At 58.6% G+C, this 25,666-nt stretch carries 26 protein-coding genes; 17 read left to right on the top strand and 9 right to left on the bottom strand.

Annotation, left to right across the window (positions count from 1 at the left end; translation table 11 throughout):
- Positions 1 to 6: 6 nt before the first annotated feature.
- From hisC to AC2FLP_RS10375, 3 genes are read left to right on the top strand one after another with little or no spacing between them, the layout of a single operon-like run.
- Positions 7 to 1,092 carry a histidinol-phosphate transaminase gene (gene hisC / locus AC2FLP_RS10385; protein ID WP_117872466.1) on the top strand — a complete coding sequence of 362 codons (1,086 nt, stop codon included), beginning with the start codon at positions 7 to 9 and terminating at the stop codon, positions 1,090 to 1,092.
- Positions 1,089 to 2,009 (top strand): prephenate/arogenate dehydrogenase family protein, encoded by a 921-nt coding sequence (locus tag AC2FLP_RS10380; RefSeq protein ID WP_117872469.1) that lies wholly within the window; start codon positions 1,089 to 1,091, stop codon positions 2,007 to 2,009. The genes hisC and AC2FLP_RS10380 overlap by 4 nt, the downstream gene beginning before the upstream one ends.
- On the top strand, positions 2,006 to 2,839 hold the full coding sequence (locus tag AC2FLP_RS10375; protein ID WP_496674184.1) for an extensin-like domain-containing protein: 834 nt from the start codon (positions 2,006 to 2,008) through the stop codon (positions 2,837 to 2,839). The genes AC2FLP_RS10380 and AC2FLP_RS10375 overlap by 4 nt, the downstream gene beginning before the upstream one ends.
- On the opposite strand, the gene AC2FLP_RS10370 is transcribed toward AC2FLP_RS10375, so the two are convergent.
- A complete protein-coding gene (locus AC2FLP_RS10370) occupies positions 2,836 to 3,834 on the bottom strand; it encodes a DUF2125 domain-containing protein (RefSeq protein WP_299895544.1) in 999 nt (332 codons plus the stop codon). The two genes, AC2FLP_RS10375 and AC2FLP_RS10370, sit on opposite strands and share 4 nt — an antisense overlap.
- Positions 3,835 to 3,901: 67 nt before the next feature.
- Between AC2FLP_RS10370 and AC2FLP_RS10365 the strand changes: the two genes are divergently transcribed.
- The 3 genes from AC2FLP_RS10365 to AC2FLP_RS10355 all read left to right on the top strand — a co-directional run bounded on the left by AC2FLP_RS10365 (position 3,902) and on the right by AC2FLP_RS10355 (position 7,426).
- Entirely contained in the window at positions 3,902 to 4,432 is a 531-nt protein-coding gene (locus tag AC2FLP_RS10365; protein ID WP_117872476.1) for a gamma-glutamylcyclotransferase, read from the top strand.
- A gap of 69 nt (positions 4,433 to 4,501) precedes the next feature.
- Positions 4,502 to 5,680 (top strand): biopolymer transporter ExbB, encoded by a 1,179-nt coding sequence (locus AC2FLP_RS10360; RefSeq protein WP_117872478.1) that lies wholly within the window; start codon positions 4,502 to 4,504, stop codon positions 5,678 to 5,680.
- A gap of 3 nt (positions 5,681 to 5,683) precedes the next feature.
- Entirely contained in the window at positions 5,684 to 7,426 is a 1,743-nt protein-coding gene (locus AC2FLP_RS10355) for a peptidoglycan -binding protein (RefSeq protein WP_496683245.1), read from the top strand.
- Positions 7,427 to 7,475: 49 nt separating this feature from the next.
- Here AC2FLP_RS10355 and AC2FLP_RS10350 read toward each other — a convergent pair whose 3' ends face one another.
- From AC2FLP_RS10350 to gloB, 3 genes are all read right to left on the bottom strand, one after another.
- Entirely contained in the window at positions 7,476 to 8,363 is an 888-nt protein-coding gene (locus tag AC2FLP_RS10350) for a YHYH protein (RefSeq protein ID WP_299895535.1), read from the bottom strand.
- A 138-nt stretch (positions 8,364 to 8,501) separates the two neighbouring features.
- The gene (gene clpA, locus AC2FLP_RS10345; RefSeq protein WP_496674200.1) at positions 8,502 to 10,826 is read right to left on the bottom strand and encodes an ATP-dependent Clp protease ATP-binding subunit ClpA; all 2,325 of its coding nucleotides are present in this window, start codon (positions 10,824 to 10,826) and stop codon (positions 8,502 to 8,504) included.
- Positions 10,827 to 11,000: 174 nt separating this feature from the next.
- On the bottom strand, positions 11,001 to 11,768 hold the full coding sequence (gene gloB / locus AC2FLP_RS10340; RefSeq protein ID WP_496683249.1) for a hydroxyacylglutathione hydrolase: 768 nt from the start codon (positions 11,766 to 11,768) through the stop codon (positions 11,001 to 11,003).
- A 61-nt stretch (positions 11,769 to 11,829) separates the two neighbouring features.
- On the opposite strand from gloB, the gene AC2FLP_RS10335 reads away from it, so the two are divergent.
- The 7 genes from AC2FLP_RS10335 (at position 11,830) to AC2FLP_RS10305 (ending at position 18,194) form a co-directional block, all read left to right on the top strand.
- Positions 11,830 to 12,564, top strand: coding sequence for a class I SAM-dependent methyltransferase (locus tag AC2FLP_RS10335; RefSeq protein ID WP_117872983.1), 735 nt, complete (start codon positions 11,830 to 11,832; stop codon positions 12,562 to 12,564).
- Positions 12,565 to 12,866: 302 nt separating this feature from the next.
- Positions 12,867 to 13,427: a F0F1 ATP synthase subunit delta gene (locus AC2FLP_RS10330; protein ID WP_299895526.1), complete on the top strand. Its 561-nt coding sequence runs from the start codon at positions 12,867 to 12,869 to the stop codon at positions 13,425 to 13,427.
- Positions 13,428 to 14,966, top strand: a complete 1,539-nt coding sequence (gene atpA / locus AC2FLP_RS10325) for a F0F1 ATP synthase subunit alpha (protein WP_299895523.1) — start codon at positions 13,428 to 13,430, stop codon at positions 14,964 to 14,966.
- A gap of 15 nt (positions 14,967 to 14,981) precedes the next feature.
- Complete coding sequence (locus AC2FLP_RS10320; RefSeq protein ID WP_299895520.1) at positions 14,982 to 15,860, top strand: F0F1 ATP synthase subunit gamma; 879 nt, start codon at positions 14,982 to 14,984, stop codon at positions 15,858 to 15,860.
- A gap of 20 nt (positions 15,861 to 15,880) precedes the next feature.
- Entirely contained in the window at positions 15,881 to 17,305 is a 1,425-nt protein-coding gene (gene atpD / locus AC2FLP_RS10315; RefSeq protein ID WP_117872495.1) for a F0F1 ATP synthase subunit beta, read from the top strand.
- 12 nt (positions 17,306 to 17,317) lie between these two features.
- Positions 17,318 to 17,728 (top strand): F0F1 ATP synthase subunit epsilon, encoded by a 411-nt coding sequence (locus tag AC2FLP_RS10310; RefSeq protein ID WP_496683254.1) that lies wholly within the window; start codon positions 17,318 to 17,320, stop codon positions 17,726 to 17,728.
- Positions 17,729 to 17,843: 115 nt separating this feature from the next.
- A complete protein-coding gene (locus AC2FLP_RS10305) occupies positions 17,844 to 18,194 on the top strand; it encodes an H-type lectin domain-containing protein (RefSeq protein WP_117872984.1) in 351 nt (116 codons plus the stop codon).
- Positions 18,195 to 18,238: 44 nt separating this feature from the next.
- Here AC2FLP_RS10305 and rpiB read toward each other — a convergent pair whose 3' ends face one another.
- Together rpiB and AC2FLP_RS10295 are read right to left on the bottom strand one after the other, a co-directional pair.
- Complete coding sequence (gene rpiB, locus AC2FLP_RS10300; protein ID WP_117872498.1) at positions 18,239 to 18,688, bottom strand: ribose 5-phosphate isomerase B; 450 nt, start codon at positions 18,686 to 18,688, stop codon at positions 18,239 to 18,241.
- 103 nt (positions 18,689 to 18,791) lie between these two features.
- Complete coding sequence (locus tag AC2FLP_RS10295) at positions 18,792 to 19,811, bottom strand: ribose-phosphate pyrophosphokinase (protein WP_117872500.1); 1,020 nt, start codon at positions 19,809 to 19,811, stop codon at positions 18,792 to 18,794.
- A gap of 107 nt (positions 19,812 to 19,918) precedes the next feature.
- Between AC2FLP_RS10295 and AC2FLP_RS10290 the strand changes: the two genes are divergently transcribed.
- Positions 19,919 to 20,521 carry a 2-hydroxychromene-2-carboxylate isomerase gene (locus AC2FLP_RS10290; RefSeq protein ID WP_496683258.1) on the top strand — a complete coding sequence of 201 codons (603 nt, stop codon included), beginning with the start codon at positions 19,919 to 19,921 and terminating at the stop codon, positions 20,519 to 20,521.
- A complete protein-coding gene (locus tag AC2FLP_RS10285) occupies positions 20,518 to 21,351 on the top strand; it encodes an alpha/beta fold hydrolase (protein WP_496683260.1) in 834 nt (277 codons plus the stop codon). The genes AC2FLP_RS10290 and AC2FLP_RS10285 overlap by 4 nt, the downstream gene beginning before the upstream one ends.
- Here AC2FLP_RS10285 and AC2FLP_RS10280 read toward each other — a convergent pair.
- From AC2FLP_RS10280 to AC2FLP_RS10270, 3 genes are read right to left on the bottom strand one after another with little or no spacing between them, the layout of a single operon-like run.
- Positions 21,338 to 22,372: a threonine aldolase family protein gene (locus tag AC2FLP_RS10280; protein ID WP_299895506.1), complete on the bottom strand. Its 1,035-nt coding sequence runs from the start codon at positions 22,370 to 22,372 to the stop codon at positions 21,338 to 21,340. The two genes, AC2FLP_RS10285 and AC2FLP_RS10280, sit on opposite strands and share 14 nt — an antisense overlap.
- The gene (locus AC2FLP_RS10275) at positions 22,372 to 22,845 is read right to left on the bottom strand and encodes a YcgN family cysteine cluster protein (protein ID WP_299895503.1); all 474 of its coding nucleotides are present in this window, start codon (positions 22,843 to 22,845) and stop codon (positions 22,372 to 22,374) included. The genes AC2FLP_RS10280 and AC2FLP_RS10275 overlap by 1 nt, the downstream gene beginning before the upstream one ends.
- Positions 22,842 to 23,774: a bifunctional riboflavin kinase/FAD synthetase gene (locus AC2FLP_RS10270; RefSeq protein ID WP_496683263.1), complete on the bottom strand. Its 933-nt coding sequence runs from the start codon at positions 23,772 to 23,774 to the stop codon at positions 22,842 to 22,844. Before AC2FLP_RS10270 ends, AC2FLP_RS10275 begins: the two co-directional genes overlap by 4 nt.
- 260 nt (positions 23,775 to 24,034) lie before the next feature.
- On the opposite strand from AC2FLP_RS10270, the gene AC2FLP_RS10265 reads away from it, so the two are divergent.
- Both AC2FLP_RS10265 and AC2FLP_RS10260 read left to right on the top strand, forming a co-directional pair.
- Complete coding sequence (locus AC2FLP_RS10265) at positions 24,035 to 24,616, top strand: methylenetetrahydrofolate reductase C-terminal domain-containing protein (RefSeq protein ID WP_496683266.1); 582 nt, start codon at positions 24,035 to 24,037, stop codon at positions 24,614 to 24,616.
- Entirely contained in the window at positions 24,613 to 25,602 is a 990-nt protein-coding gene (locus tag AC2FLP_RS10260; protein WP_496683269.1) for a methylenetetrahydrofolate reductase, read from the top strand. Before AC2FLP_RS10265 ends, AC2FLP_RS10260 begins: the two co-directional genes overlap by 4 nt.
- Positions 25,603 to 25,666: the final 64 nt, after the last annotated feature.

Raw genomic sequence — 25,666 nt, 5'->3', positions numbered from 1 at the left:
CCTCTCATGACCAAGATCACCCCACAACCCGGCATTATGGACATCGCGCTGTATCAGGGCGGCCAGTCGCATGTGGCCGGTGTGGAGCATGTGATCAAGCTGAGCTCGAACGAGAACCCGTTCGGACCAAGCCCCAAAGCGATTGAGGCAGTGCGCGACACCGCTGCCACCCTGCACCGTTATCCCGGCACCGACCATGCAAGCCTGCGCGAGGCGATCGGCGTACGCCACGGACTGGACCCTGCGCGGATCATCTGCGGTGTCGGCAGCGACGAGGTTTTGCAATTCGTCGCTCAGGCCTATGCGGGGCCGGGGGACGAGGTGATCTATACCGAGCACGGGTTTTCCATGTACCCGATCATCGCCCGTATGGCCGGTGCGACGCCGGTCATGGTGGCCGAGCGTGACCGCAAAGTGGATGTGGCGGCTATTCTTGCCGCTGTGACGGGGCAGACGCGGATCGTGTTTGTCACCAATCCTGGCAATCCAACCTCGACCATGATCTCGAACGACGAACTGGAACGTTTGGCGCTGGGTCTGCCCAACACTTGCCTGATGGTTCTGGATGGCGCTTATGCCGAATTTGTCGACGGGTTCGATGGCGGGGCGTCGCTGGTTGACGCCCATGAGAATGTGATCATGACGCGCACCTTCTCAAAAGTGTACGGGCTGGGCGGTATGCGTGTCGGCTGGGGCTATGCACATCAACCGATCATCGACGTGCTGAACCGGGTGCGCCAGCCGTTCAACCTGTCGCTGACAGCCTTGGCAGCAGCTGAAGCCGCGGTGAACGATGTCGAGTTTCTCTCTTTCTGCCAATCCGAGAATGCGCGCTTGCGTGTATGGCTGGCGGATGAGTTGGCAAAAGTCGGTGTTCCGTCGGATCCGTCCTGTACCAACTTCATTCTTACACGTTTTGCCGATCAGGCCGAAGCCGAGGCCTGCGATGACTACCTGAAAACGCAGGGTTTGATTGTCCGCCGGGTTGCAGGCTACAACCTGCCGAACGCCTTGCGTATCACCGTGGGCGACGAAGAAGCGTGCCGCCGTGTGGTTGCGGCGATCACTGCATTCAAAGAGGGCGCAGCATGAGCCAGATTTACGACCGCGTTGCGCTGATCGGGCTGGGGCTGATTGCTTCGTCCATGTTCTGGGCGATAAAACGTGCTGGTCTGGCCGGGGAAGTGACGGGTTATGCCCGGTCCGAGGAGACCCGAGAAACAGCACGCAGGATCGGACTGTGTGACCATGTTTGCGACTCGGCACGCGATGCGGTCGAAGGTGCCGATCTTGTTGTCCTGTGTGTGCCTGTGGGGGCTATGGGCGCAGTTGCAAAAGAGATTGCACCTGTGCTGAAGCCCGGTGCGACCGTTTCGGATGTGGGCTCGGTCAAGCGGGACGTCATTCGGGCGGTGCAGCCGCATATCCCCGACGGCGTGCACTTCATACCCGCGCACCCCTTGGCTGGGACCGAGCATTCCGGCCCTGAGTCTGGGTTTGCCGAGCTGTTTGACAATCGCTGGTGTCTGTTGGTCCCGGTCGAGGGTTCGGACCCGGATGCCATTGCCCGCCTGCGCGCGCTTTGGGAGGGCATGGGGTCATATGTTGATGAAATGGATGCGGATCACCATGATCTGGTCCTTGCCGTAACCTCTCATGCGCCACACCTGATTGCATACACGATGGTTGGCGTGGCCGACGATCTGCGACGGGTGACCGATAGCGAAGTCATCAAGTATTCGGCCGCCGGCTTCCGGGACTTCACCCGGATTGCCGCGTCCGACCCGACCATGTGGCGGGATGTGTTCCTGTCCAACAAGGATGCCACGCTGGAAATCCTGGGCCGGTTCACAGAAGAGCTTTTTGCACTGCAACGCGCCATCCGTACCGGGGACGGTGATCATTTGTTTGACTACTTCACCCGCACCCGTGCTATTCGTCGCGGCATTATCGACGCGGGGCAGGACACGGATGCACCGGACTTTGGGCGGGGGAAGGCAAGTTCATGAGAGTGCGCTGGGGGCATATTCTGATCGGGGTCGCAGCTTTGGGTGCTGCGACGGTTCAGGCAGCGCCCCTTGACCAGTCTTTGGTGCCTCTCATGCGTCCCTCGCTTGTTCAGCAGGCTGCCAGCACACCTATCGCCTTTGAAGTCGCCAAACGGCGCCCGGTTTCGCGCCCGGTTTCGCCGCAAGTCACGGCTGCAGCGGCGCGCCCGTCGGAACTGCCACTTCTGGGACCGGACACGTCCTTGATGCCTTATTTGCGACCCGAGTCGGTCGAACAGCAGGTATTGTTCAAAAGGAGCAAGCTGCGCAAAGGGTCTGTTTGCGGGGATATTGCCATTCAAGGCAAGCCTGTTGGCCGTGTGGGCAGCAAGAATTCAGCCTGCGGTGTCAAGGATGCGGTGCAGATCACCTCGGTTTCGGGTGTGATGCTCAGCCGTCCCTCGACTATGGATTGTGGCACCGCCAGTGCGTTGAACAAGTGGGTCGACAAGACCGTCAAACCCACCTTCAAACGCCGGGGCCCTGTGGTCGAATTGCAAGTCGCAGCCCATTATGCCTGCCGAACCCGCAACAACCGCAAAGGCGCGAAGATATCCGAACATGGCAAGGGGCGTGCGATCGATATCTCAGGTTTCAAAATGGCCGACGGTGAGGTGGTGACCGTCCTGAACGGGTGGCGCAAGAACCCGTCTCAGAAACAGCTCAAGAAGATCTGGCGCGGGGCGTGCGGCCCGTTCGGCACCGTGCTGGGGCCAAATTCAGATCGTTATCACAAGGACCACTTTCACCTTGATACGGCCCGCTACCGCAGCGGACCCTACTGCCGTTAACGCAGGATCAGGCGCGGGGCGGGGCCCAGAGGCAATGGCCCCAGTGCCACGAAACCATCCCGAAAGTTCAGTTGCAGGTCCAAGGCGTTGGGGTTGCCGCCCAGCCCCGCCAAAAAGTTCAGTGCCCGGGTGACGGGATTCACCGCCTGATCGGGCAGGGCGCCCGCCGCATTTGCCATGGCGATCATGTCGCGCCAGTTTTCGGCTTTGACGGCGATCTCTCCGGTCGGGATGCCTTGTGCGTCCACATCCAGATCGCCGGTCGCAAACAGGCGCAACTCACCCCATTTGATCTCGACCAGACGCAGATCAATGGCGACGGGCTGCGGTCGGCTGTCTTCCAGGGCGGACCGGTCCCAAACCTTGTCGAAAGTGGTGACCATATCCAGTTCCAGCGTTTCAAAGCTTTGTGGTAACGAATTGGCGGAATGCATCAGGGCCCGCAGTTTTTCCCCCGGTGTGAACCCATCCGCGCGGGCTGTGATGGCATAGGCTTCTGAAACTGGCGTTTGTTCCATCATCAGGCTCAGCGTGTCTCCGGAGGCCAGCGTGGTGGTGTTTTCCGTTACCGACCATGCCCCCGCCGTCAAAGCCATTTTTTCCAGCACGAGCGAGACGCCCGGCTGCAATTGCAGCTCGGCAAGCAATTCGTCAGCCACAATTGTTGATGTCTGGTCGAAGTATGACAGGCGTTGCGGCGTGTCTGCGAAGCGCAATACCTGACGACCGGGCCAGATGGCGGGGCTTTTGAATTCGATCCAGTCCGCGCTCCATGCAGTGCCATTTACCGGGTCGGCCAACGCCGGATTGTTCAGACGGGTCATGTGGTGGGTTGGATACCCGGCGGTTGCGACATCCGAGAAATCCGCCTGCCAGCCGCGTGCCTCCTGCTGGTCGAACCAGCCAGTGATCGCAGAGCGCAGGCCATACCCGGCCACGAACCAATATGCGCTCCACGCAATGGTAACAAAAATCAACACTCGTATCAGACGCATCCGAAATGGTCCTTTTTCCTGCCTTGGAATTGATGTTTATAGGTCGAAACAGGCAAGGACCAGTGCAATGACGATGTGGGTTTTCGGATATGGATCGCTGCTGTGGAATCCGGGCTTTCCGGTGGCGCGCAGTGAACGCGCGACGCTGCACGGGTTTGCCCGGTCCTTCTGCATGAGTTCGATCCACCACCGCGGGACAGAGGAAAAACCCGGTCTGGTGCTGGCACTGGACGAACAGGAGAACGCGAGTTGCACGGGTTTGGCCCTTGCGGTCAAGGCGGGTCACGAAGACCGAACGCTGCAAGAGCTGCGCGAGCGCGAGTTGATTTCATCGGCTTATGTCGAACGTATGTTGGATGTGCATCTGGAAAGCGGAGACATCGAAAATGCCGTGACCTATGTGATCGATGCCGACCACGTCCAGTATTGCGGTGGGATGGCGTTGGAGGAACAGGCCCGGATCATCGCACATGCGGTCGGCGGGCGTGGTCCGAATAACGAATACCTCTACAACACTGCCGAACATCTGGCCGAGATCGGCCTGCGTGATCACGATCTTGAGTGGTTGGCGCAACGGGTCCGCAGTATCACCGCATAAACTCTTGGCGTCGCGAGCGGAATGTCGCTAGATTCGACGCAAAGCAGGCAAAAATCGGGAACCACGCGCATGGCGCAGGCACATCAGGGCGCGAGACCTCATTTCTCGCATCCAATTCGACAAATTCTGTTGATGTTGATGGCGATCGGCCTGTCCGGGCTGGGGGTGTTTCTGGCGCTTCCATACGTATTGCCGGTTTTCTATGCCAATCCGTATCTGAATGGCTTCATCCTGATTGTGTTCTTTATCGGCGTCTTCGCCTGTTTTTATCAGGTTACGCAGCTGATCGGGTCCGTGCGTTGGATCGAAGCCTTTGTTGGCGGTGTTGTTCGCGAAGATGCTCGAACACCACAGTTGCTGGCGCCTTTGGCTTCGCTGCTGCGCGAGCGAGGCGCGCGCTCGCAGATCAGCTCCACCTCTACCCGGTCCATTCTGGATTCCGTGGCAGAGCGGGTCGAAGAAGAACGGGAAATCACACGTTATATCACCAACGTGCTGATTTATCTGGGTCTACTGGGTACATTCTTTGGTCTGGCGACAACCGTTCCGGCCATTGTTGACACCATCCGCAGCCTGAACCCGCAGGAAGGCGAGGAGGGTCTGGCTGTTTTCAATCGCCTGATGACGGGGCTCGAGGCACAGCTGCAAGGAATGGGCGTCGCGTTTGGATCGTCTTTGCTGGGTCTGGCGGGGTCTCTTGTCGTTGGTCTGCTCGAGGTCTTTGCCGGGCACGGTCAGAACCGGTTCTATCGCGAACTAGAGGAGTGGCTGTCGTCGATCACCCGCGTTGGATTTGCAGGTGGTGAAGAGGGCGGGGCAGAGATCGCCGTACTGACCCCTGTGCTGGATGCCATGTCAGAGCAGATGGATGCGTTACAGCATCTGTTTGCGGCTCAGGAAAGTGAAAGGGCGGAGGTTTCCGCCAAATTAGGGCAACTGGTCGATGTCATCGGTGAGATGAACAATCGCCAGGCCAATACCGAAAGTGTCACTTCTGCTTTGGAACGTGTGGCGCTTGGGCAGGACGCCCTGCTGGATCACATGCGCGATCATGGCGCAGGCGATGGCATCGATGCCGAAAGCCGGATGCGCCTGCGCTCGATGGATGTGCAACTGCTGCGTATTCTTGAAGAGATTTCGGCGGGTCGGCAGGAAAGCATGAACGAATTCCGCAAGGATATCGAACTGCTGGTCAAAGCCCTGACCCTGCCGCGGGGTGCCGTGCGTACCACGCCGGAAGGAGAATAACCCATGGCGCTGTCCCGCCGCACCGGACAACGATTCCAGGGCTCGGTCTGGCCCGGTTTCGTGGACGCGATGACGGGGCTGTTGATGGTGCTGACCTTCGTTTTGACCATCTTCATGGTGATTCAGTTCGTGTTGCGCGAAACCATCTCGGGGCAGGAAGACGAACTGACAACATTGGCAGACGAAGTTGCAGCGCTTGCGGGCGCGCTGGGTTTGGAAGAACGTGAAAACAGTCGCTTGCAGGCAAGGTTGGGTGCGTTGAACACGACACTGTCGCAGGCCGAAGACGATCTGGCGCAAGCGCAGTCACTGATCGCTTCGCTGAGTACCGAACGCGACCGTCAGGCCGCCGCGCTGGATCAGGCGCAGACCCGTATCACGAGTTTCGAAGCACAGGTTGCCGCTCTGCTTGCCGAACAGGAACAGGCCTTGGGTGACATTGCCGCGCTTGAGACACAGCGCGAGCAATTGCTGACAGAGCAACAGGCGCTGAACCTCGCCCTTGCACAAAGTCGGGACGAAATCGATGCGCAGACCGAAGCTGCCCGTTTGGCCGCCGCCCGCCGCGAGGCGCTGGAAGCACTGGTGGCCGATCTGGAGCAAAGCGGCGAAGAGCGTGCCGCGGAAATCACGGCCCTTGAACAGCAACTGAGCGATAAGGAAGCCGCCCGTCTGGCCGAAGCTGCTGCTGCTGAGGCATTGCGAAACCGCCTTCAGGATGCAGATGCCGAGCTGACGGCCATGACCCTGGCGCTGGAGTCGCAACGCAAAGAGGCCGAAGATACATTGACTCTTCTGGCTGCCGCGCAAGCCGCACGGGCCGAACTTGAGCGACAGTTCGGAGACGTAAACCCTGATGAATTGCGAGCCCAGCTTGAAGCCGCCTTTGAGGCGCAAACGCAAGCGCAGGCGGATGCTGATGAGCAACGCACTCTGGCCGAACAGAGGCAAGCTTTGCTGGCTCTGGCCGAGTCGACCTTGTCGGAGGAGAAAGAAATCTCTGCCGAGGCACAACGTGAGGCGGCCCTGCTGAACCAGCAGATTGCAGCCCTGCGCGGGCAGTTGGGGTCGTTGCAGGCTTTGCTGGACGATTTCGAAGACCGAAACGCTGCTGCCGAGGTGCAGATACAAACGCTGGGACAGGACCTGAACGCTGCATTGGCGCGGGCCGCATCTGAAGAACGCAGGCGGCGCTTGCTGGAAGAAGCGGAACGCCTGCGCATTGAGGCCGAGGCCGAGGCCCTGGCTGGCCAGAACGAAGAACTTGCCGCCCAGGCGGAAGACCTGCAACGCTATCGCTCGGAATTCTTCGGACGTCTGCGGGATGTCCTTGGCGAACAGGAAGGCGTGCGGATCGAAGGTGATCGCTTTGTGTTCTCGTCCGAAGTTTTGTTTCCGACGGGATCAGCGGTGCTGTCCGCAGAAGGGCGGCAGGAGGTTGCCAAGGTCGCCAATATCCTACGCAGTGTCGCCGCCGAAATCCCGCCTGGTCTGAATTGGGTGATCCGGGTCGACGGTCATACCGACAACGTTCCGCTGACTGGTTCGGGCCGATACCGGGACAATTGGGAACTCAGCCAAGGTCGCGCGTTGTCTGTTGTGCGCTATATGGTCGAAGCGTTGGGCATTCCACCCAACCGCCTGGCGGCAAACGGGTTTGGTGAATTCCAGCCGGTCAACCCGGCTGACACACCCGAGGCACGGGCACAGAACCGCCGGATCGAGTTGAAACTCACGGAAAGATAGCAAAATCTTTGCTCTTGCCCGGGTAATCCGCGTGACTGGGGCAAACCGATTATCGTCTGCCGAAGCGAAAGCTTTGATCTGGTGTGCCCACGAAGCATCGGGGCACCACCGGGTAATCCTCGGTCAGAAAATACGCATAGGTTCCTGACGGGTATTCTGCTGAAACGGTAAAGGCGCCGTTACATTGGTCCAAGTTGCCGTGACCCTGAGCATAAGCGTAATCCTCGTTGAAGGTGCCGTCATGTCGCCCGTCCGGTGCATTGCCACCCGGACGGTTACCGGATTTCAGACGATAGGACGACGTCATTTCGGTCACTTTGCCCCCAACAACACCGGTCACAGCATAGATAGGGAAGCCATCTGCGGCGTAGCCGATCAACGGTGAGTGCTCGGACGGTGACCATCCCAGAAGTTCGACCTGCCCTGTCGGCACACCGTGATAGTGATACTTTCCGTTTGGCTGTACGTGGGCATGGTTGGCGTCCAGCCCCAAAGAAATGGCACCTCCCAACGCGTTGTAGGACCACCCGGAGCGGGGGTCGCCATGCCAGAACTCGGCCGCCAGCGGGTCAAACACAACCCCGTTGAGTGACACGCCAAAGTTCCACCCCATTTGCAACGGCGTGATTGCGCCTTTGGCTATGGGTTTCGCGGGCAATTTCAACCTAACCTTCTGCTGTTCGATCTGGTGCGGATTGCCTTGGTTTGGAAACGGACCAACCAGATGATCAGGAATGCCATTGCCCGTCACTTTGATTTTTCCGCTTCGTTCTTTCACCGAGGCGCTGCTTGTTCCGGGGTTTTCGGTTGCGGGCACCAACTTCAGCGGTTCTGCGGTCGTTTCGTCGTGATAGCGAAACCTGTGCTGTGCAGTTGCCACCGCAGCCACGGCGGAAAGGGCAAAGGCGGTGCCCCAAAAGATAGAAATTTTGCTCACGTGCCGCCCCCTGTCTTGTGCTGATCATTAAAGATGACACGCAGCAGAAGCCTGGTTCCGTCGCTTTTTTTGCTGCCAGAACTGAAAAAGCCCGGCGATGGAGATCGCCGGGCTCTGAAAGAATGATCTGTTTTCGGGTCAGTCTGCCGTCAACAGAGGTGGTTTGTCTCCTGAAATGCGCCGTTGGTCCGGCCCAAGAATTTCAAGATCCAGTTCGCCCTTCTTGACCGAGACACGGACCACACCGCCCTTGGCCAGTTTGCCGAAAAGCAACTCCTCGGCCAGAGGCTTCTTGATGTGTTCCTGAATGACACGTCCCAGCGGGCGTGCACCCATCTTGTCGTCATATCCCTTGTCGGCCAGCCATTCGGCGGCTTTGGGCGTCAGATCGATGCTCACGCCGCGATCCAGCAGTTGCGCCTCAAGCTGTAGGACGAATTTCTCGACCACCTGCAAAATGACCTCTTTCGGCAGCGGTGCGAATGAGATCACGGCGTCCAGACGGTTCCGAAACTCCGGTGTGAACATGCGCTCGATCGCGGCCGTGTCTTCGCCTTCGCGCCGATCACGACCGAAGCCGATGGCGGCCTTGGCCTGCTCCTGCGCGCCCGCGTTCGAGGTCATGATCAGCACCACGTTGCGGAAGTTCACAGTGCGACCGTTGTGATCGGTCAGCTCGCCATGGTCCATCACCTGCAACAGGATGTTGAACACGTCCGGGTGGGCCTTTTCGATCTCGTCCAGCAGCAATACGCAGTGCGGATGCTGGTCGACACCGTCGGTCAGCAAACCACCCTGATCGAATCCGACATAGCCCGGAGGGGCACCGATCAGGCGACTGACCGCGTGCTTCTCCATGTATTCCGACATGTCGAACCGAAGAAGCTCCACACCCAGCGTATCCGCCAGCTGTTTCGCCACCTCGGTTTTACCGACCCCGGTAGGACCAGCGAACAGGTAGTTGCCGATCGGTTTCTCAGGTTCGCGCAGACCGGCACGGGCCAGTTTGATCGCGCTGGACAGCGCCTCGATGGCCAGGTTCTGGCCAAACACCACCCGTTTCAACGATGCTTCGAGGTCTTTCAGCACCAACGCATCATCCTTAGTAACGTTTTTGGGTGGAATACGCGCGATCTTGGCGACAACCGCCTCGATCTCTTTGACACCGATGGTCTTGCGCCGCTTGCTTTCCGCGACCAGATGCTGCGCCGCGCCGGCCTCATCGATCACGTCGATGGCCTTGTCGGGCAGTTTGCGGTCGTTGATGTAACGCGCCGACAGCTCGACCGCCGTCTTGATGGCATCGGCGGTGTATTTAATGTCGTGATGTTCTTCGAAATAGGGCTTCAGCCCGCGCAATATCTTTACGCTGTCTTCCACCGAAGGCTCGTTCACGTCGATCTTCTGGAACCGGCGGCTCAGCGCGCGGTCCTTTTCGAAGTGTTGACGGAACTCCTTGTAGGTGGTCGAACCCATGGTGCGCAGCTTGCCGCCCTGAAGCGCAGGCTTCAGCAGGTTCGAGGCATCCATCGCACCGCCCGAGGTTGCTCCGGCACCGATCACGGTATGGATCTCGTCGATGAACAGTACCGCGTCAGGGTGATCCTCCAACTCGGTTACAACTGCTTTCAGGCGTTCTTCGAAATCACCGCGATAGCGGGTTCCGGCCAGCAGCGCACCCATGTCCAGCGAATAGATCGTGGTGTTTGCCAGCACGTCAGGGGCTTCGCCACCGACGATCTTGTGCGCAAGGCCTTCTGCGATGGCGGTCTTGCCTACACCCGGATCACCCACCAGCAATGGGTTGTTCTTGCGGCGGCGGCACAGCACCTGGATGCAGCGTTCCACCTCATCCGAGCGTCCGATCAGCGGATCGACATCGCCAGCTCGAGCCTTTGCGTTCAGATCCACGCAGTATTTTCCAAGCGCGCTTTCTTTCTGTTCGGTCTCACCGGATGTGGTCTGGGCGTCTTCTTCCACCTGATCCGCACCGGATACCGATCGGCTTTCGCCGTAGGCCGGATCTTTGGCAACGCCATGCGCGATGAAATTGACCGCGTCGTAACGGGTCATGTCCTGTTCCTGAAGGAAATAGGCGGCATTGCTTTCGCGTTCGGCGAAAATGGCGACCAGTACGTTGGCGCCGGTCACTTCGGTCCGGCCCGAGCTTTGTACGTGGATCGCAGCGCGCTGAATGACGCGCTGGAACGCTGCGGTGGGTACGGCTTCGGACCCGTCGATATCTGTGACCAGATTCGAAAGGTCTTCGTCGATGAACTCCACCAAAGTGCTGCGCAATTCGTCCAGATCGACACTGCACGCCTTCATGACGCGTACTGCATCGGGTTCTTCCAAGAGCGCCAGCAGCAAATGCTCCAGCGTTGCGAATTCATGGCGCCGTTCATTCGCAGCCGCTAGGGCCGCGTGGATGGCTTGTTCCAATGTGCTCGAGAATGAAGGCACGCGGGTGCTCCTCTGTCTTGGGTCAGGAGGGGGCGGTTTCTTGGCCGGAACCCCATCCCAACCATGTCCTCATACTATTAGAGTTTGGTTGATCGTGGCCCGGCTTCAAGGGTTTTCTTTCACTTGACAGTCACATTTGTTGTGACCGTGGCTCTGAAGAAGGGGAAATAGGCATCAGAACCGGTCTTTTCTACCCCGAATTTCTGCAAAAACGGCCTCAGGGTCGGCTCCAACCATGCCCAATTTCGTCTGAATCGCCGGATCGGCGGCCCTCAGGAACGGATTTGTGGCCTTTTCCAGGGCCAGAATGGTAGGAACAGTGGCTTTTCCGGCAGCACGCGCGCGGTCGATGTCAGCAATGCGATCTTTTAAGGCTTGGTTGTCGGGATCGACGGTAATCGCGAATTTGGCGTTGGATTGTGTATATTCATGCCCTGAACAGACCAAAGTGTCGTCCGGCAGGGCGGCCAGCTTGTTCAGAGAGGCCCACATTTGTGCGGGCGTGCCCTCGAACAGGCGCCCACAACCCAGCGCCATCAGGCTGTCGGCGGTGAACACGGCAGAACTTTGCGGCATGTAGAAAGCGATATGACCGTCCGTGTGCCCGGAAACGTCGAGAACCTGAACGGGTTCGCCGCCAATCTCGAAACTGTCTCCCTCGGTGACCTGCTGATCCAGCGGCGGCAGGCGATTTGCGTCAGCAGCGGCCCCGATGACCTTTGCCAACTGTTTGGCCAATATTTCCGCCAGCCCGTCTACATGATCCCAGTGGTGATGGGTCAACAGCACATGTGACAGTGTCCATCCCCGGTCATCCAGCGTCTTCAGGATCGGTCCGGCCTCGGGCGCGTCGATCAGGGCGGTCTGGCCAGTGACGGCGTCATGCGCCAGAAAGGCGTAATTGTCGCTCAGGCACGGGATTGTAACGATTTCAAGAGGCATGGTCTTTTGCCCTTTCATTGCTAGACTGCGCCCAGCTAAGCCGATTGACCGGGTGTCCGCAATGCATCTTGATGTACAGGATCTGAGGAACTTCTATTACCGCAGCACACTGGGTCGTGCGGCGCAGGCGGCTATTCGCGGGCGTCTGATCGAGCTATGGCCCGAAGCAAAGGGCCAGACAGTGGCAGGATTCGGTTTCGCCGTGCCTTTGCTGCGCCCCTATCTGTCGGATGCGCGCCGGGTCATCGGGCTGATGCCTGGACCACAGGGCGTCATGCCATGGCCGGCGGGGATGCCCAATGTCTCCGTCCTGACCGAAGAAACCCTCTGGCCAATCGAGACCGGCCATGTGGACAAGCTTGTGGTGATGCATGGGCTGGAAACGTCGGAACGGCCAAATCAGTTGCTTGACGAATGCTGGCGCGTGCTGGGCCCTGGTGGCCGGGCCGTCTTCATCGTTCCCAACCGGGCGGGTCTGTGGTCACGGTCGGACAAGACCCCGTTCGGGTTTGGACGCCCATACTCTGCAACTCAGCTGGAAAACCAGCTAAAGGAACATCACTTCCTGCCCGAGGCGCATTGTTCGGCTTTGTACATGCCTCCGTCATTTCGGCGATTCTGGTTGAAATCCGGCAGCCTGATCGAAAAGACCGGCCAGCGGATTCCGACGGTGATGGCAGGGGGGGTGCTGATGGTCGAAGTCAGCAAACATATTCGGCCGCCCAGCGGCAGCGTGACCAAGGATGCGGTCAAAAAACCGATCAAGGCGCTTGACGGTTTGCTAAAGCCCGCGTGACAATCGCGGGCTTTTAGGTGCGAAAAATAGAGGAAAAAAAGTCACAGGAATCGCAAAAACTTGCATATTCGTAACATTTTTCAACTGGACCAATGTGTTCAAACCGTCGCACTTGGCGTAAGTTCATGAAAAATAACAATTTGTGGATAAATCTGTTACCGCTATAGCGTATTGCTTGGTTGGTTCGGCTCTGCTACATCCCCGGTGATTTTGATCCCCGCCCTTCAAGGATGGGGTTTCTTCACGCCCCCGGGGTAGCTGCCGCACGCGAATTCGGGGCCCAAAGTATCGGAAGGGTGGACGTGTCCGAACCAGCTTCGATTTCCACTGGCATCGCCGAGCGCTATGCCACTGCGATCTTCGAGATCGCAAAAGAGAACAACGACCTTGCAGGTCTGGAATCCGGCATCAATGATCTGGCAGCAGCGCTGGGCGAAAGCGCCGAACTGCGCGACCTGATCGCCTCGCCGCTGGTTTCCCGCGCTGAACAGGAAAGCGCGATCACTGCAATCGCAGACAAGATGGGTCTGAACGCCATCCTGCGCAACACGCTGGGTCTGATGGCGCAGAAGCGCCGCCTGTTCGTCGTGCCGCAACTGCTGCAGGTTCTGCGCGACATGCTGGCCGAAGAGCGCGGCGAAGTGACCGCAGATGTTGCGTCGGCCAAGGCGTTGACCAAGACCCAACTGGAAAAACTGTCCAAGACGCTGTCCGAGCGCGTGGGCAAGACCGTGACTATCAATTCGACCGTGGATGAAAGCCTCATCGGCGGTCTTGTCGTTAAAGTGGGCTCGAAGATGATCGACAGTTCGATCCGTTCGAAGCTGAACTCCCTACAGAATGCAATGAAAGAGGTCGGATAAATGGGAATCCAAGCTGCAGAGATTTCTGCAATCCTGAAGGACCAGATCAAGAATTTTGGTCAGGAAGCCGAAGTGGCCGAGATCGGTCGCGTGCTGAGCGTCGGTGACGGGATTGCCCGTGTATACGGTCTGGACAATGTGCAAGCCGGTGAGATGGTTGAATTCCCCGGCGGCATCATGGGCATGGCGCTGAACCTGGAAAGCGACAACGTCGGTGTCGTTATCTTCGGGTCTGACCGCGACATCAAAGAAGGTGACACCGTCAAGCGCACCAACTCGATCGTGGACGTTCCGATCGGTGACGAGCTGCTGGGTCGCGTTGTAGACGGACTGGGCAACCCGCTGGACGGCAAGGGCGCGATCAACACAACCAAGCGCGGCGTTGCTGACGTTAAAGCACCGGGCATCATCCCGCGTAAATCGGTTCACGAGCCGATGGCAACCGGCCTGAAGTCGGTTGACGCGATGATCCCGATTGGCCGTGGCCAGCGTGAGCTGATCATTGGTGACCGCCAGACCGGTAAAACTGCCGTTGCTCTGGACGCGATCCTGAACCAGAAAACCTACAACGAAGCTGCTGGCGACGACGAGTCGAAGAAGCTGTATTGTGTTTATGTCGCGATCGGCCAAAAGCGTTCGACCGTTGCGCAGCTGGTGAAGAAGCTGGAAGAATCCGGCGCGATTGAATACTCGATCGTCGTGGCCGCAACCGCGTCCGACCCGGCACCGATGCAGTTCCTTGCACCCTATGCCGCAACTGCGATGGCTGAATACTTCCGTGACAACGGCCGCCACGCGCTGATCATCTATGATGACCTGTCGAAACAGGCTGTGTCCTATCGTCAGATGTCGCTGCTGCTGCGCCGTCCGCCCGGACGTGAAGCCTATCCTGGTGACGTTTTCTATCTTCACTCCCGCCTGCTGGAGCGTTCGGCGAAGCTGAACGAGGACTTCGGTGCAGGTTCGCTGACTGCTCTGCCGGTCATCGAAACCCAGGGCGGTGACGTTTCTGCGTTTATTCCGACCAACGTGATCTCGATCACCGACGGTCAGATCTTTCTGGAAACCGAATTGTTCTATCAGGGTATCCGTCCTGCCGTGAACACCGGTCTGTCGGTTTCGCGTGTGGGCTCTTCGGCTCAGACCAACTCGATGAAGTCGGTTGCCGGCCCGGTGAAACTGGAACTTGCTCAGTACCGCGAAATGGCTGCCTTTGCGCAGTTCGGTTCCGACCTTGACGCCGCGACCCAGCAGCTGCTGAACCGTGGCGCGCGTCTGACCGAGCTGATGAAACAGCCGCAGTACTCGCCGCTGACCAACGCGGAAATTGTTTGCGTCATCTTCGCTGGTACCAACGGTTATCTCGACAAGATCGAAGTATCGGACGTTGGCCGTTATGAGGCTGGCCTGCTGGCGCATCTGCGCGGCAAACACGCCGACCTGCTTGAATGGATCACCAACGACGATCCCAAGATCAAGGGCGATGCTTCCGATAGGATCAAGGCTGCGATTGACGAATACGCCGCAACCTTCGCTTAAGGGAGAGGCGGGCATATGCCAAATCTTAAGGACCTTAAAAACAGGATCGAGTCGGTCAAATCGACCCGCAAGATCACCAAGGCCATGCAGATGGTCGCGGCTGCAAAACTGCGCCGCGCCCAGGAATCTGCCGAAGCCTCGCGCCCCTATGCCGAGCGGTTCAATGCCGTGATGGCGGGGCTGGCGGCTTCGGTCGGAGGCAGCGACAGCGCCCCCAAGCTGCTCCGTGGTACGGGCAGTGATGATGTCCATCTGCTGGTTGTCATGACAGCTGAACGCGGCCTGTGTGGCGGCTTCAACTCGAACATCGCCAAGCTGGCCCGTGTCAAAGCGGAAGAGCTGCGCCTGAAGGGCAAAACGGTCAAGGTTCTGACCGTCGGCAAGAAAGGCCGCGACGCGCTCAAGCGTGATTTGGGTGATCTGTTCGTTGGACATGTGGACCTGAGCGAGGTCAAGCGTCTGGGGTATACCAACGCACAGGACATCGCGAAGGACATCCTGTCCCGCTTCGACGGGGGTGAGTTCGACGTTGCCACGATCTTCTATTCGAAGTTCGTCAACGTCGTGACCCAGATCCCGACGGCACAGCAAATCATCCCTGCCTCGTTCGAGGACGATGCGTCGGGTGACGACAGCGGTGCCATCTTCGACTACGAGCCCAGCGAAGAGGCCATCCTGGCCGACTTGCTGCCCAAGGGGGTTGCAACAGCGATCTTCTCGGCTCTGCTTGAAAACGGAGCGTCAGAACAGGGTGCACGGATGTCCGCGATGGACAACGCGACACGCAACGCGGGTGAGATGATCGACAAGCTGACGATCCAGTTCAACCGTTCGCGTCAAGCCGTGATCACCAACGAGCTGATTGAAATTATTTCCGGCGCCGAAGCGCTGTAGAGACAAACCGGAGACGAAACATGGCGAATGCAAAAGGCAAAGTCACACAGATCATCGGGGCCGTCGTTGACGTGCATTTCGATGATCAGCTGCCTGAAATTCTGAACGCGCTGGAAACCACCAACAACGGCAAGCGCCTGGTGTTGGAAGTTGCTCAGCATTTGGGTGAAAACACCGTCCGCACCATCGCGATGGACGCGACCGAAGGTCTGGTCCGTGGCGAAGCAGTGACCGACACCGGCGCCCCAATCTCGGTACCGGTTGGTAACGCAACTCTGGGCCGCATCCTGAACGTTGTTGGTGATCCGATCGACGAGAAGGGCCCGGTTGAGGCAGCCGAAGTCCGGGCGATTCACCAGCCTGCGCCGAGCTTCGCAGAACAATCGACAGAGTCGGAAGTTCTGGTGACCGGCATCAAAGTTGTTGACTTGCTGGCCCCTTATGCGAAAGGCGGTAAGATCGGCCTTTTCGGCGGCGCCGGCGTTGGCAAGACCGTTCTGATCATGGAACTGATCAACAACATCGCAAAAGTGCACTCGGGTTTCTCTGTGTTCGCGGGTGTTGGTGAACGGACCCGTGAAGGGAACGACCTGTACCACGAGATGATCGAATCGAACGTTATCAAGCCGGACAACCTGTCGGAATCGCAGGTGGCCCTGGTTTACGGTCAGATGAACGAGCCTCCGGGTGCGCGTGCACGTGTTGCTCTGACCGGCCTGACCCTGGCCGAGCAGTTCCGCGACCAGTCCGGTACAGACGTTCTGTTCTTCGTCGACAATATCTTCCGCTTCACGCAGGCGGGCTCCGAGGTTTCGGCTCTGCTGGGTCGTATTCCTTCCGCTGTGGGCTACCAGCCGACGCTGGCCACTGACATGGGCGCCTTGCAGGAACGCATCACCTCGACCAAATCGGGCTCGATCACTTCGGTTCAGGCGATCTACGTGCCTGCGGACGACCTGACCGACCCTGCGCCGGCAACCTCGTTTGCTCACCTGGACGCGACCACCGTTCTTAACCGTGCGATCTCGGAAAAGGGTATCTACCCGGCCGTGGACCCGCTCGACTCGACCTCGCGTCTGCTCGATCCGGCCATCGTTGGTGAAGAGCACTACAAGGTTGCAACCGACGTTCAGCAGATCCTCCAGCGCTACAAGTCGCTGCAGGACATCATCGCCATCCTCGGCATGGACGAATTGTCGGAAGAAGACAAACTGACCGTGGCCCGTGCCCGTAAGATCGAACGTTTCCTGTCGCAGCCGTTCGACGTGGCCGAGGTCTTCACCGGCAGCCCTGGCGTTCAGGTTCCTCTGGATGTCACCATCTCGTCGTTCAAGGCCGTTGTGGCCGGCGAATACGATCACCTGCCCGAAGCGGCCTTCCTGATGGTTGGCGGTATCGACGACGTGATCGCCAAAGCGGAAAAGATGGCCGCAGAAGCCGCCTAAGGAGTATCCCTGATGGCAAACACGATGCAATTCGACCTCGTCAGCCCCGAGCGGAGCCTTGCTTCGCTCGCGGCCACCGCGGTCCAGATTCCCGGCGCGGACGGGGACATGACGGCAATGCCGGATCATGCCCCCACCATCACCACGCTGCGTCCCGGCCTGCTGAAGGTTGAGGCACCCGAAGGGTCCAGCGAATACCTGGTCACCGGTGGGTTTGCCCAGATCAACGGCGACAGTCTGTCGGTTCTGGCCGAAAAGGCCATCCCGGTGGATGAAGTGACCCGGGCGCATCTGGACGGTATGATCGAAGACGCCCGCGCCTCGCATGAGGCAGCAAAGGGTGGCGATGATCAGACCATCGTCGACGACGCAGCCAAGCTGCTGGCCGACATGGAAGCGCTTGGAACACATATGAGCCTGTAACGGGCCCACCTGTGAAAAATTTGAGCGGCCTCGCAATTGCGGGGCCGTTTTTTTGTCGTGCTTTTGCCGAAATGCCGGAGTAAGTTGCGGGAATTCAAGAATAATGATGATAAAAATGAAAAAATTCCTAACCCATCCCATTGGAATTGAGCAGGGTGAAGATGTCCTGTTTTCGGAATTTGCCGAAGGCGGCGAAATGTGGACCGGGCAGGGACCTCGTGAACGCCGCACACCCATTCGGTTCAAAGAAGCATTTCGAACCCCGCCCATGGTGCAGATCGGGATCTCGCTGTGGGATGTCGACACGTCTTCGGCGCTACGTGCCGAAGTTCAGGCCGAACATATCACAACCGAGGGCTTTGATGCAGTATTTCGGACCTGGTCCGACACGCGGATAGCTCGCATCCGCGCAAGCTGGACAGCGATAGGAGAGGTGGCGCACCCGGACGACTGGAATATTTCCTGATCCGGGTTCGCCGTGTTTCCAGGCGTTTGAGCGACAGCTTGGACTCAGTCTTCCTGCGCTTCGATCATGTCCACGCGCGTGGCGTGGCGGCCACCTTCGAATTCGGCACCCAGAAACGCGTCAACGATGTCCAGCGCCTGACCTTCACCGACAACCCGCGCGCCAATCGACAGCATGTTGGCATTGTTGTGCTGGCGGATCATGCGGGCCGAGAATGCGTCTGAACAAACGCCACAGCGAATGCCGGGCACTTTGTTTGCAGCCATCATAATACCCTGCCCAGTGCCGCAGAGGACAATACCCAAACTGCAATCGCCCGAGGCAACGGCCTGCGCCGCGGCCTTGCCGTGCTTGGGGTAATGGGTGCTTTCCGGGGTTGTCGGGCCGATATCAACCACGTCCCAACCTTGCTGCGCGATGTGGTTGGCCACGGACTGGCGCAGCTCGATTGCCGCGTGATCGCTGGAAAGAACAATGCGTTTGTTGGCAGTCATGGAGATTATTCCACTTGTGTCACCGATTGCACCCCAAGGTCAGATATGTGCGCAATCGGCATTTCAGAAATCAAGGGGTGACACCTTCGGCCGCCCCTATTGCTCAATCCATCTGATACATGGATTCGTAGATCGGTGTCAGCGTCTTGTCTTCGAACAGCGAAGACACACTGGTTCCGTTCCAGATGTTCAGGATCGCCTGGGTGAAGATTGGCGCAGTCGGAACGATGCGGATATTCTTTGCCTTCAATATTTCTTTGGTCGGCTGGATCGTATCGGTCAGCACCAGTGACTTCATGACCGAGTTCGTCACCCTTTCGACCGCAGGGCCGCTCATGACGCCGTGCGTGATGTAGGAGTGAACTTCCTTGGCGCCATTGTCCAACAGGACCTGCGCGGCCTTGCAAAGCGTTCCGGCGGTGTCACACATATCGTCGACGATCAGGCAGATCTTGTCCTTCACATCCCCGATAACGGTCATTTCAGCGACTTCGCCTGCTTTCTCGCGCCGCTTGTCAACGATCGACAAGGGGGCATTGATGCGCTTGGCCAGTTCACGTGCGCGGGCCACGCCGCCCACGTCGGGTGAAACCACCATGATCTCATCCAGATTGTCCTTGAACTGGTTTTTGACATCCAGGGCAAAGATCGGCGAGGCGTACAGGTTGTCGACGGGCATATCGAAAAAGCCCTGAATCTGCGCGGCATGAAGATCCATCGTCAGAATCCGCTCGATCCCTGCGCCGGTCAGCATATTGGCCACCAGCTTGGCGCTGATGGGTGTGCGGGCCTTGGTGCGGCGATCCTGGCGGGCATAGCCGAAATACGGGATCACGGCGGTGATCCGCTGTGCCGACGAACGGCGCAGCGCGTCGGCGATGATCAGCAGCTCCATCAGGTTGTCATTGGCCGGGTTCGAGGTCGGCTGGATAATGAACATATCCTCGCCGCGTACGTTCTCGAACACTTCGACGAAGATCTCTCCGTCATTGAAACGTTCGACGCGCGCATCGACCAAACCCTGGTCAACACCTCGATAAAGGCTCATGCGGCGTGCGATGGTTTTGGCAAGAGGAAGGTTGGCGTTCCCAGCGATAAGCTTGGGTTCGTGAAGTGTCGGCATCGGCTGAGGTCCCCGGGCAGCAATGGCAATGTGACAGATTCGTGATGTTGACACCGCTTAGCATGGCCTTACGGTCCCGCAAAGGTAACGCAGCGGAGAAAGTGAACATGACCCAGATTGACTACTTTTTTGCGACAATTTCGCCCTATAGCTACCTGGCTGGAAACCGGCTGGAAGAGATTGCGGCGAAACATGACGCATCGATCAGCTACAAACCGCTGGACATCATAGCCCTGTTCGCACGCACCGGGGGAACGCCGCCAAAAGACCGTCATATCTCGCGCATCGAATACCGCGCACAGGAATTGCTGCGCCAATCGAAGAATCTGGGGATGGAGTTCAACCTGCAACCGGCGCACTGGCCGACCAACATGGCGCCGTCTTCTTATGCGATCATCGCGGCGATCAGCAATGGTTCGGGCGACGTTGGCAAGTTGTGCCAGTTGATCCTGCGCGCCTGCTGGGCCGAAGAAAAGGACGTCGCTCAGGATGATGTGATCCGGGACTGCCTGGCAACTGCCGGGTTTGATCCTGAACTGGCCAACAGTGGACTGCTGGTCGGGGCCGAAACCTATGCCGCCAATTTGGAAGAAGCCGTGGATCGCGGCGTGTTCGGCGCGCCGTTCTACATCATGCCGGACGGTCAACGCTTCTGGGGGCAGGATCGCCTGGACGATCTGGATCGGCATCTGTCGGAGATGAAAGGGTGACAGCCCCGACGGCGATGCAATCCGTCTTCGTCAGACAATTGGGCGAAGGAGGGCGCAACTTGCTTGCCTTTCATTGCACCATTGCGCATTCCGGCGCGTGGTCTGGCCTGTCCAAGGCATTGGATGGCAGCGCGTCCCTTGTTGCACCGGATATGCTGTCTCATGGGCGCAGTCCGGATTGGGACGGTCAGAGCGACTTCTTTGATGCGGTGACAGGGCTGGCAGCGGTCGAGTTGACCAAGCCCATGGATATAGTTGGTCATTCCTTTGGGGCGATCGTTGCGCTCAGACTGGCCATGGAGCATCCGGACCTTGTTCGAAGCTTGACCCTGATCGAGCCCGTGTTCTTTGCTGTGGCAAAACAGGACGCGCCTGATTTGTACGATCAGCACCTGCGAGAGTCACAACCGATTGAAGCAGCGTTCCAAGCAGGCGACGAATCGCTGGCCGCGCGGTTGTTCAACCGGATGTGGAGCACCGGTATCGGCCCAAAATGGCCTGACCTGCCAGAACGGACGCGCGCCGGCATGGTGCGCGGGATTCATGTTGTTCCTGCGTCTTATCCCGTTCTGTACGATGACCAGGCCGGGTTGCTTGACCCCGATAAATGCAAGCGAATATCGATGCCAACCCTGTTGCTGAGCGGATCAAAGACCCACCCGACGATCCCCGCAATCTGTGATGGATTGCAGCGCCGTCTGCCGAACGCACGCCATGAGGTCATTCAAGGTGCGGGGCACATGCTGCCCATTTCGCACCCCCTTGAAACCAGCGCACTGCTTCAGGAGCTCTGGAAAGCTGGCCACTGGACGGGTGTTACAACAGGCTGAGAAATTGATCGATCTCGGCTTTCCCGATCGACCAGTCGCAGACCAGTCTGCATGCAAGGCTTTCGTCGTCATCGCCACCTTCCAGCTCGTCCCCCCAGAGGTGATAGATTGCCCCGGCTTCATGCAGCTGTTTGTGCTTCGCGCGTGAAAAAGCGGCAAAGATCATATTGGCCTGCGGCTCGTGCAAGAACTCGGCACCTTTTGCAAGCAGGCCGTCGGCCAGCCGGGCACAATTTGCATTCGCCTGACGCGCCAACTTCAGCCACAGATCATCCTTAAGATAGGCCGCCATCTGAGCGGACAGGTAGCGATGCTTGGAAAACAGATGCGCCCCGCGTTTGCGCCGCAGCTCGAATTCCCAGGCTTTGCTCTCATCAAAGAACACCACCGCTTCAACGCCCATCAGCCCGTTTTTCGTGCCGCCAAAGCTGACCGCGTCCACCCCGGCTTTCCATGTCATGTCAGCCGGAGAGCAGTTCAGAGCAACCAGAGCATTGGTGAACCGGGCACCATCCAGATGGACGGGCAAGCCATATTCCTTTGCGACCCCACACAGCGCCTGCAATTCCTCCAGAGAATAGACCGATCCGCGCTCGGTGACCTGAGTGATCGACACTGGCCCGCGCTGCGGCCCGTGTACCCCGCGGGTTTCTTCGCCTAGGATGGACCCGCGCAACGCGTCCGGTGACATCTTGTCGCCGCCAGGAACAAGGGTCAGCTTGGCCCCGGTGTAAAACTCGGGCGCGTTGCACTCGTCTTCGTGGATATGGGCAACCGGAGAACAGAAGATCGTTTCCCAAGGGTTAGACAATGTGGCAAGGGCCAGCGAATTTGCCGCTGTCCCGGTTGCCACGAGATAGACAGCAGCCCCCGGCGCTTCAAAGATGCTGCGAATGCGGTCCCGCACCTCGTTCATCATCGTGTCGGCGCCATAGGCCATCTGGTAGCCCTGATTGGCCTCGGCCAGTTTCGCCATGACCTGTGGGTGAACCGGCCCGGAATTGTCGGATGCGAAATACATCAGCTTGGCTCCTCGATAATATAGTCTTCCCACTCTTCCAAAGGGGTTTCGAACTCGGACACCGTGCGCCCTTGAACTGAAACGCCTGCGGCGTGCACGCTGTCCGGCGTACCAGATATCAAAGGGTGCCAGTCGTAAAGCGTTTTGCCTTCCCACAGCAGCCGATACGCGCAGGTTTGCGGCAACCAGTAGGCGTGTTCGTCAATATTGTCGGGTGTCATGACGATGCATTCAGGAACGAATTGATGCCGGATGTCGTATTGCGTGCAGCGGCAGCTTTCATCATCCAGAAGGCGGCAGGCGACACAGGTCAGGGCAACTTCGCCCGAATCTTCATCTTCCAGCTTGTTGAGGCAACACTTGCCGCAGCCGTCACACAGGGCCTCCCACTCGCGTTGGTTCATCTTGCGGATGGGTTTACGCTCCCAGAACCGGGCGGGCAGGCCGGTGCGTTCAATCGGATCAGCGCTCATAGGGCGGCCAGAATGCCCCGGGCCTGTTCGCAATCGGCATTCATCTGCGCGATCAGACCATCCAGCCCGTCAAATGTCATTTCAGGGCGCAGGAATTCAATCAGCCCCACCGACAAGGTCGTCCCGTACAGATCGCCGGAAAAGTCGAACAGGAAGGTTTCAATGTTTGGCACTTCACCATGGAACATCGGGCGCACCCCAACCGAGGCCGCGCCGTGATAACTGCCCTGATGCGGGCCATCCAGCACGTCGACCAATACGGCGTAGACGCCGAATTTCGGCGGATGGAGCCCTTCGATGGACATGTTCGCGGTAGGAAAACCCAGTTCCCGCCCGCGCTGCTCACCGCCGATCACTTCGCCTTCGATTCTGTGCCAATGGCCCAGCATCGCAGCTGCATTCCTTGGGCGACCCTCACTCAGTGCGGTTCGGATGGCGGTCGACGAGACCACGTTCTCGGACCGCTGCATCAAAGGTGCAATCGTCACGCCAAATCCCATCTCTTGCCCAAACCGCACCAGATCGTCAGCGGTGCCGCTGCGGCCCTTGCCAAAACAGAAATCGGCACCAACCACGACATGGGACAGACCCAACCCGTCACAAATCACGTTGCGGGCGAATTCATTGGGGGAAAGCCCGGCCAGCGCCGCGTTGAACGGCAGCTCATACAGTTTCTTCACACCCAGCTTCTCAAGCCGGTGCGCCCGCGCATTGCCGCGCATCAGGCGGAACGGAGGAGAATCCGGCGCGAAATACTCACGTGGATGCGGCTCGAAGGTCATGACACCCAGTGGCGCATCCGGGGCCGCGTCGCGGGCCAGTTCGATGACTGACTGGTGCCCCACGTGGACGCCATCAAAATTCCCGATCGCAACGCTGGCGCCGCGATCTTCTGGCTCGACAAACTGGAAATCCCGGATGATCTGCATAGACGATTGCGTAGCGTTGCGTTGCCATTTGTTCAAGCGGCAGTTTGAATTCAAAGCATGCGTCCTTGCGAAACAAACCAAAACCTTTCGTCAGATCTGGTGACACGCAGGGTATCCCCGGAAGGCTGTGCGACATTCGGTCAACTTCTTGATCGAAAAGAGATTCTGAGTGTAAACTGAACTTCCGGCCCCCGAAACACGCTGCGTGCCGGACGATGGCCCGGCCAGGTTCAAATGAACCCAGCACAGGAGGCAGACCCATGTATCGATTGAGATTGTTCGCGATTCGCAATGCCCGTACATTCGAATGGATTTACAAATGTGTCGAACGGGGCATGGTCGCGATGGACCCGGTCTTTGCAAAGATCGGCTACAATCGCGTTGAACGCCCCATTGCGCTGGCCGAAAAAGGTGTCAAAAGCCTTTTGTTTGATTGCAAGATGTGCGGGCAATGCGTTTTATCTTCGACGGGTATGTCCTGCCCGATGAACTGCCCCAAGCAACTGCGCAACGGCCCGTGTGGCGGTGTGCGTCCCGGTGAGTTCTGTGAGGTCAAACCCGACATGAAATGTGTCTGGGCCTTGGCTTGGGATGGGGCCAGCCGTATGCGACACGGGGGCGACAAGATAAAAGAGGTCCTTCCGCCCGTGGAACACACGTTGAAGGGGTCGTCATCCTGGTTGCGGGTCAGCCGCGAGATTGCAGCACAGGAACGCGAGGCCCGGGACGCTGCACGCGAAACGCTTGCGCAGGCATTCCCGGAGGCGCGCGAGAATGAACCCTCCGCGGCACCTCTGGCCGCTGAACCCCCCAATGCGGTGAACCGGGAGCTGAAGAAATGAATGGTGCCCATCGCAACGAGGTCGAGCCGATCGGCTATGTGCCTGTTCCCGAAGGCTATGTATCGCACAGCCGACTGGAAAGAGTTTTGCGCTCGGGTCGTTTTGCCGTGACCGCGGAACTGAACCCACCAGACAGTGCTGACCCCGAGGATGTTTTTCAGGCGGCACAGCCGCTGGGTGAAGTGGCGGACGCGATCAATGCAACCGATGCGTCTGGTGCCAACTGCCACATGTCTTCGATAGGGATCTGTGCCTTGTTGACCCGCGCGGGGTATTCTCCGGTCTATCAGATTTCCTGCCGAGACCGGAACCGGATCGCCATTCAGGGTGATGTTCTGGGGGCCGCGGCGCTGGGCGTCAGCAACGTGCTGTGCCTGACGGGCGACGGTGTCGGGGTTGGGGATCAACCGGGGGCAAAACCGGTGTTCGACTTCGATTCCCTGACCTTGCTGCGTACGATCCGAACGATGCGCGATCAGGGAAAGTTCCTGTCTGGGCGCAAGATCACGCGTCCCCCTCAACTGTTTTTGGGAGCGGCGGAAAACCCCTGTATACCGCCCTATGACTGGCGCCCGGAACGTCTTGCAAAGAAGGTTGAGGCCGGGGCCGAGTTTATTCAGACCAACTATATCTACGACATTCCGCTTTTTGAAAGGTTCATGGGTCGGGTGCGGGATGCCGGTCTGGACGAAAAAGTATTCATCATCGCTGGCGTGGGTCCCATTGCTTCGGCGCGCGCGGCTCGATGGATGCGCAGCAATGTGCCCGGAATTCACGTTCCGGATCATGTCATCGAGCGGATGGAGAAAGCCGAAAAGCCCGCTGAAGAGGGAAAGAAGATCTGTATCGAACTGATCCAGCAGATCCGGGACATCGCCGGTGTTTCCGGGGTTCACGTGATGGCCTACAGGCGTGAACACGTGGTGTCGGAAATCATTCTGGAATCAGGTGCGCTGAAGGGACGAAAACGAACCCGTTCCTCTTGACGACCTTACGTTCAGTTGAGTGCCCAAACAAAAAAGGCGCCGGTCGGGCGCCTTTTGCAAGACC

The organism is Ruegeria sp. CDSA141 (genome assembly GCF_059612005.1).
The sequence above is the reverse complement of the archived record's forward strand: the minus strand, read 5'-3'. Positions and strand labels throughout refer to the sequence as shown.